At 66.0% G+C, this 6,457-nt stretch carries 7 protein-coding genes; 5 read left to right on the forward strand and 2 right to left on the reverse strand.

What is annotated here, in order from left to right:
• Positions 1-344 precede the first annotated feature (344 nt).
• From RMO40_RS05055 to RMO40_RS05075, 5 genes are all read left to right on the forward strand, one after another.
• Complete coding sequence (locus tag RMO40_RS05055; RefSeq protein WP_489660110.1) at positions 345-1,259, forward strand: ABC transporter permease; 915 nt, start codon at positions 345-347, stop codon at positions 1,257-1,259.
• A 13-nt stretch (positions 1,260-1,272) separates the two neighbouring features.
• A complete protein-coding gene (locus tag RMO40_RS05060) occupies positions 1,273-2,295 on the forward strand; it encodes a formamidase (RefSeq protein ID WP_309717199.1) in 1,023 nt (340 codons plus the stop codon).
• 1 nt (position 2,296) lies between these two features.
• Positions 2,297-2,989, forward strand: a complete 693-nt coding sequence (gene biuH / locus RMO40_RS05065; RefSeq protein WP_309717202.1) for a biuret amidohydrolase — start codon at positions 2,297-2,299, stop codon at positions 2,987-2,989.
• Positions 2,986-4,542: an ATP-binding cassette domain-containing protein gene (locus RMO40_RS05070; protein ID WP_309717204.1), complete on the forward strand. Its 1,557-nt coding sequence runs from the start codon at positions 2,986-2,988 to the stop codon at positions 4,540-4,542. Before biuH ends, RMO40_RS05070 begins: the two co-directional genes overlap by 4 nt.
• 124 nt (positions 4,543-4,666) lie before the next feature.
• On the forward strand, positions 4,667-5,338 hold the full coding sequence (locus tag RMO40_RS05075; protein WP_309717207.1) for an isochorismatase family cysteine hydrolase: 672 nt from the start codon (positions 4,667-4,669) through the stop codon (positions 5,336-5,338).
• On the opposite strand, the gene RMO40_RS05080 is transcribed toward RMO40_RS05075, so the two are convergent.
• Positions 5,301-5,981: a DUF6064 family protein gene (locus RMO40_RS05080; RefSeq protein WP_309717210.1), complete on the reverse strand. Its 681-nt coding sequence runs from the start codon at positions 5,979-5,981 to the stop codon at positions 5,301-5,303. The two genes, RMO40_RS05075 and RMO40_RS05080, sit on opposite strands and share 38 nt — an antisense overlap.
• On the reverse strand, positions 5,981-6,457 hold a 477-nt coding region (locus tag RMO40_RS05085; RefSeq protein WP_309717213.1), incomplete at its 5' end, for an aldo/keto reductase. The genes RMO40_RS05080 and RMO40_RS05085, both read right to left, overlap by 1 nt.

A 6,457-nucleotide genomic window follows, 5' to 3' on the forward strand; every position in this document is an offset into this window, starting at 1 on the left:
ACCGAGCAGCGCAGAGCAGTCGGCCCTAGGCCGACCGACGAGCAGGGTCGCCTTTCTTTTGCCTACTTTTCTTTGGCGAAGCAAAGAACAAGTAGGTCGGCTGTCGGGACGACATCCCGACGCGGTATCACGCAGTACGAAGAAGATGTCACGCGAAACGGCACAACCAGAGCAAGGCTTCGATACCTCAGCCCGAACGGTTGGAGTTGCGCAAGCATCCTGGATTCACGCCCGGGCGAAGCACGGCCTGTCCTGAGCCCGTCGAAGGGCGGGAATGACGTCGGCGCGGCCTCCGCGGGAATGACGCGCATGGCGGGAATCACGAGGCCCACGACATGAGCAGCATGGACATCTTCCTCAACGTGCTCGTCGCCGTGCTCGGCGGCGCCATCCGCGTCGGCACCCCCTTTCTGCTGGTCAGCCTCGGCGAATGCATCACCGAAAAAGCCGGCCGCATCAACCTCGGCCTCGAAGGTGTGCTGGTCTTCTCCGCCATGGCCGGCTTCGGCGGGGCCTACCTCACCGGCAACGTGTGGCTTGGTGTGCTGCTCGCCGGCGTCTGCGGGGCGCTGCTGGCCTTGTTGCACGGCCTCGTCTGCTCTCTCCCGAGAGTCAACGACATCGCGACCGGCATCGCGATCATGCTGCTCGGCAGCGGCCTGGCCTTCTACCTCGGCAAGCCGTTGATCCAGCCGCAGGCGCCGCAGATTCCTTCGCTCAACCTCGGTGACTGGAGCAGCTCCGCGCAGATCAGGTCGGCGCTGCAGATCAACATGCTGTTCCCCATCGGCGTGCTGCTCGCCGCATTGCTGGCCTGGGGCTTCAAGGCCACGCGATTCGGCCTGGTGCTGCGCATGGCCGGTGACTCCAGCGACGCGGCGCGTGCGCTCGGCTACTCCGTCAACGGCATCCGCATTGCGGCCACCTGCGCGGGTGGCTTCATCGCCGGCCTGGGCGGCGCGTCGCTCTCGCTTTATTACCCCGGCAGCTGGAACGAAGGTCTGTCCAGCGGCCAGGGCTTGATCGCCGTGGCGCTGGTGATCTTTGCGCGCTGGAGCCCGTGGCGATGCCTGGGCGCAGCACTCTTGTTCGGTGGCGCAGGCGCACTCGGCCCCGCGCTGCAATCGGTGGGCATCAGCAGCGGCTACTACCTCTTCAATGCGGTGCCGTATGTCCTCACGCTGGTGATCCTGATCTGGACCTGCTCACCCACACGCAGCGTCAAGGGCGCGCCGATGGAACTGGGCGTCACACGTTAGCAAGGAGACACACATGAGCGGACTCGGTGGCTTGAACAAATCGGCGCATGGCGTCGTCATCGGCCTGGTGCAGCTGCAGCTGCCGGTGGTCAAAACTTCGGCCGACCTCGCGGCCCAAACGCAGCGCATCTGCGACATGGTGGCCAAGGCGCGGCGCAACCAGTCGACGATGGACCTGGTGGTGTTCCCCGAGTACTCGCTGCACGGCTTGAGCATGGACACCTCGCCCGAGATCATGTGCCGCCTCGACGGCCCCGAGGTCGCCGCCTTCAAGCAGGCGTGCATCGACCACAAGATCTGGGGCTGCTTCTCCATCATGGAAGTCAACCCCGATGGCAACCCGTACAACAGCGGGCTGATCATCGACGATGCCGGAGCCATCCAGCTCTACTACCGCAAGCTCCACCCCTGGGTGCCGGTCGAGCCGTGGGAGCCGGGCAACCTGGGCATCCCGGTGTGCGATGGGCCGAATGGCTCGAAGCTCGCGCTCATCATCTGCCACGACGGCATGTTCCCCGAGATGGCGCGTGAGGCCACGTACAAGGGCGCCGAGATCATCTTGCGCACCGCAGGCTACACGGCGCCGATTCGGCACGCGTGGAAGATCACCAACCAGGCCAACGCGTTCTGCAACCTCGCCTACACCGCCAACGTCTGCATGTGCGGCAGCGACGGCAGCTTCGATTCGATGGGCGAGGGCATGTTCTGCCACTTCGACGGCACGGTGATGGTCGAAGGCAGTGGCCGTGTTGATGAAATCATCACCTGCGAATTGCGGCCCGACCTCGTGCGCGAAGCGCGCGCCGGCTGGGGGGTGGAAAACAACATCTACCAGCTCTACCACCGCGGCTATGTGGCGGTGAAGGGCGGCGCGCAAGACTGCCCTTACACCTACATGCACGACATGGCGGCCGGCCGCTACGTGCTGCCATGGGAAGCGAGCGTGAAGGTGACCGACGGCACGAGCTGCGGCTTTGCAGCGCCCACACGCAGCTACATCGGCTCGCAGATCCCCGTGATGAAGAAGGTGGCTTGAGGTGGAAAAGTACATCGCCGCCAACCCCTACCGCTGGCCCTTCGACGGCCAGCTCACACCGCAGAACACCGCGCTTGTGGTGATCGACATGCAGGTCGACTTCTGCGGCGAAGGCGGCTACGTCGACAAGATGGGCTACGACATCTCGCTCACGCGCGCGCCCATCGCGCCGCTGAAGCAGTTGTTCGCGGCAATGCGTGCGGCGGGTTACCCGATCATCCACACGCGTGAAGGGCACCAACCCGACATGAGCGACCTGCCGGCGAACAAACGCTGGCGCTCGCGGAGGATCGGCAGCAACGGCATCGGCATCGGCGACATGGGGCCGTGTGGCCGCATCCTCACCATCGGCGAGCCGGGTTGGGAAATCATTCCCGAGCTGGCCCCACTGCCTGGCGAGCCGGTGATCGACAAACCCGGCAAGGGCTCGTTCTACGCGACCAGCTTCGACCTGATCCTGCGCACACGCGGCATCCGCAACCTGATCTTGACCGGCATCACCACCGACGTGTGTGTGCACACCACCCTGCGCGACGCCAACGACCGCGGCTACGAATGCCTCATCCTGTCGGACTGCACGGCCGCCACCGACCTCGGCAACCACGAGGCGGCGCTGAAGATGGTGACCATGCAGGGCGGGGTGTTCGGTGCGGTGTCCGATTCGCAATCCGTCATCGAGGTCATCAGCACATGACCGCACCGCTCGACCCCGTGCCGCGCGCGACCGGTGCGCTCGCGCTCGACACCTTCGAGCTGACCAAACGTTTTGGTGCCTTCACCGCCATGGACAAGGTCTCGCTCAAGGTGCGGCCGGGCACCGTGCACGCACTGCTGGGCGAAAACGGCGCGGGCAAGAGCACGCTGGTCAAGTGTGTGGTGGGCTACCAGAAGGCCGAAGAGGGCGCCGTGCTGCTCGACGGCCGCGAGCACGACATCAACTCCCCGGTGATCGCGCGCGACCTGGGCATCGGCATGGTCTACCAGCACTTCACCGTGGTGCCGGGCATGACGGTGGCCGAAAACCTGCTGCTGGCGCGCGGCCACCTGCCGGCGGTGATCGATTGGAAAAAAGAGCGTGCTGCACTGGCCGCCTTTCTGGAAACGACGCCCTTCAAGCTCGACCTCGACGCCACGCCGCAAGAACTGTCGGCCGGGCAAAAGCAGAAGCTCGAGATCCTGAAGCAGCTGCTGCTCAAGCCGCGTTTGCTCATCCTCGACGAACCCACTTCGGTGCTCACACCGCAAGAGGCCGACGAAGTGCTGGGCCTGTTGCGCGACCGTGCGCACGCGGGCGAGTGCAGCATCATCCTCATCACCCACAAGTTCCGCGAGGTCACGGCTTATGCCGACGATGTGAGCGTGCTGCGCAAGGGCAAGCTGGTGGCAGCGCACCGCGTCGACGAGACCACGCCGCAGCAGCTGGCGGTGGAGATGGTCGGCGGTGACGATGACGCCAGGCGCGAGTTCGCCGCGCCGCAGCGGGCCGACCGTGAGCGCGGCGAGCCCAGGCTGCAGGTGAAGGGGCTCACCGTCGACGGTGACCGTGGGCAGATTGCCGTCGATGGCCTGAGCATCAACGTGCATGCGGGCGAGATCGTCGGTGTGGCCGGTGTCTCGGGCAACGGGCAGCGTGAGCTGGCCGAGGCCTTGGTGGGGCAGCGCCGGCGGGTGTCGGGTGAGGTGAGGGTCGGTGCCGAGAGTTTCACCGGCACGCGCTCACAGAACCGCCGTCTCAAGGTGCGCAGCCTGCCCGAAGAGCCATTGCGCAACGCCTGTGTGGGCGACCTGAGCGTGTCCGACAACATCGGCCTGCGCACCTTCGACATCGCCCCGGCCGCGCGCATGGGTTGGCTGCGGGGCAGCACGCTGCGCGAACGTGCGCGCAAGTTGATCACCGAGTTCGGTGTCAAGACACGCGGTGAGCTGGCGCAGATTCGTTCGCTCAGCGGCGGCAACTTGCAGCGCGCCGTGTTGGCGCGCGAGCTGAGTGACGATGCCGATGTGCTGATCGTTTCCAACCCGGTGTTCGGCCTTGACTTCGCCGCCGTGGCCGAGATCCACCAGCGCCTGATGGACGTGCGCAACCGGGGGGGGGCGGTGCTGCTCATCAGCGAAGACCTCGACGAGTTGCTGGCCTTGTCGGACCGCATTGCCGTGATGAGCGCAGGCAAGGTGGTGCACGAGGCCGATGCACGGCAGGCCGATCGGAACCGGCTGGGCGCGTTCATGGGGGGCGGTGCACATTGAGAGGTCTCTTCACCGCCAAGGCGCAAAGAACGCAAAGGTCGCAAAGAAAGGAAGCGCTGGTATTTCCTTCGCGAACTTTGCGTTCCTTGCGCCTTTGCGTTGGAAAAAAACTTGATGCACAACCATGATCACGATCAACGCTCAGCCCACCCCCTTCAGCTTCGACCCGAAGCACACCGCGCTGGTCATGATCGACATGCAACGCGACTTCATCGAGCCCGGCGGCTTTGGCGCCACGCTGGGCAACGACGTGTCGCTCCTCGCACCCGTGGTGCCCGCCGCCGCCGCGTTGATCGCCTGGTGCCGCGCGCAGGGCGTGCTGGTGATCCACACCCAGGAGTGCCACGAACCCGACCTGTCCGACTGCCCGCCTGCCAAGCGGTTGCGGGGCAAACCGAGCCTGCGTATCGGCGACCCGGGCAGCATGGGCCGCATCCTGATCAAGGGTGAGCCGGGTGCCGGTTTCGTGCCCGAGCTGTTGCCGCAGGAGGGCGACATCGTCATCGCCAAGCCCGGCAAGGGTGCTTTCTACGGCACACCGCTCACGGAAGCGCTGCAATCGCGCGGCATCACCCACCTGATCTTCGGCGGCGTGACCACCGAGGTCTGCGTCCAGACGACCATGCGCGAAGCCAACGACCGGGGCCACGAGTGCCTGATCATCGAAGAGGCCACCGGCTCGTATTTCCCCGAGTTCAAGGAATCGACGCTCGCGATGATTCGCGCCCAGGGCGGCATCGTCGGCTGGACGGCTCGGCTCAGCGCACTGCCGAACGAGCTGCAAGACGCGGGTTGACGGCGGCCACCAGCGCCAGCGTCGAGAGGGTGGGCAGCAGCCACGCCTCGGGCGCATTCAAGGCCCACAAGGTGGCGCCGCTCACGAAACACCACACCACGGGAATGGGCCACAGCAGCCACCCCAGGCTTCGACGTGGTGTGAGCAGCAGCAGGCCCAGCGTGGCCACGGCGGTTGGGTCGGGCATGAGGCCAAACACTTCGGCCTGGCCAAAGGGCCGGCCCAGCAGCACAGCGAGCCAAGGTTGGCCCACCAGCGCAAGCAGCAGCAGGCCCCACCCGATGAGCTGCAGCCCTTTCGGCGCAGGGGGTGAAGGGCGCTTGAGCGCCGCACAGCCCAAGAGCAGCGCGGCTTGAATTGCAAACGCGCCGGCATACCAGGTGGCGGCCCAGTTGATGCTCGCGAAGCGCTGCCAGTGAAACGCCCATGCCACCCACAACCAGCACGCGGCGAGCCCCACGCACACCGCGCGTGCGGCCCAGGCTTCGCGCCGCACCGACAAGAAAACGAGCGTCACGCCGAGTGCGAGCGCCACGAACTGCAGCGGCCAGACCTCGGCGTTGTAGAGCTCGAACAGGCGGTAGTAGGTGCGCGGCGAAAACAGCAGGAAATCAGACAGTCGGTACGTCCACCACTCCGACATCACAGCGCCGCCACGTGGTCGGCCATGCGTCTGCGCATGGCCGCGTCGGGCATGAGGCCGCGCGCCGCGCCGAGGTTCTGCCGCACATGGGCCACGCTGCCGGTGGCCGGAATGGCGCAGGTCACTGACGGGTGCGAGACGATGAACTTGAGCGCGAACTGCGCCCAGCCGTCGCACCCGATCTCGGCCGCCCAGGCCGGCAGCGGGTGGCGTTGCAGGTCGCGCAGCAAATCACCCTGGCGAAACGGCCGGTTGACGATGACCGCAATGCTGCGCTCCTGCGCCAGCGGCAAGATGCGTTGCTCGACGTCGCGGTCGAGCAGGTTGTAGCTGATCTGCACGAAGTCGATCGGCTGCCTGCGCATCACAGCCTCGATCTCGCGGTGCCGCCGCCCCTCCGAGGTGGTGATGCCGACGTATCGCAATTGGCCTGCGGCCTTCATGGCCAGCAGCGTGGCAGGTGCTCTTCCCAGGCC

Origin of the sequence: Rhizobacter sp. (assembly GCF_031412075.1) — a bacterium.
GTDB lineage: Bacteria > Pseudomonadota > Gammaproteobacteria > Burkholderiales > Burkholderiaceae_C > Rhizobacter.

What these genes read in the sequence shown, in the direction of transcription:
- RMO40_RS05055 (WP_489660110.1), top strand. Translation starts at nt 345, where the DNA reads ATGGACATCTTCCTCAACGTGCTCGTCGCCGTGCTCGGCGGCGCCATC.
- RMO40_RS05060 (WP_309717199.1), top strand. Translation starts at nt 1,273, where the DNA reads ATGAGCGGACTCGGTGGCTTGAACAAATCGGCGCATGGCGTCGTCATC.
- RMO40_RS05070 (WP_309717204.1), top strand. Translation starts at nt 2,986, where the DNA reads ATGACCGCACCGCTCGACCCCGTGCCGCGCGCGACCGGTGCGCTCGCG.
- RMO40_RS05075 (WP_309717207.1), top strand. Translation starts at nt 4,667, where the DNA reads ATGATCACGATCAACGCTCAGCCCACCCCCTTCAGCTTCGACCCGAAG.
- RMO40_RS05080 (WP_309717210.1), bottom strand. Translation starts at nt 5,981, where the DNA reads ATGTCGGAGTGGTGGACGTACCGACTGTCTGATTTCCTGCTGTTTTCG.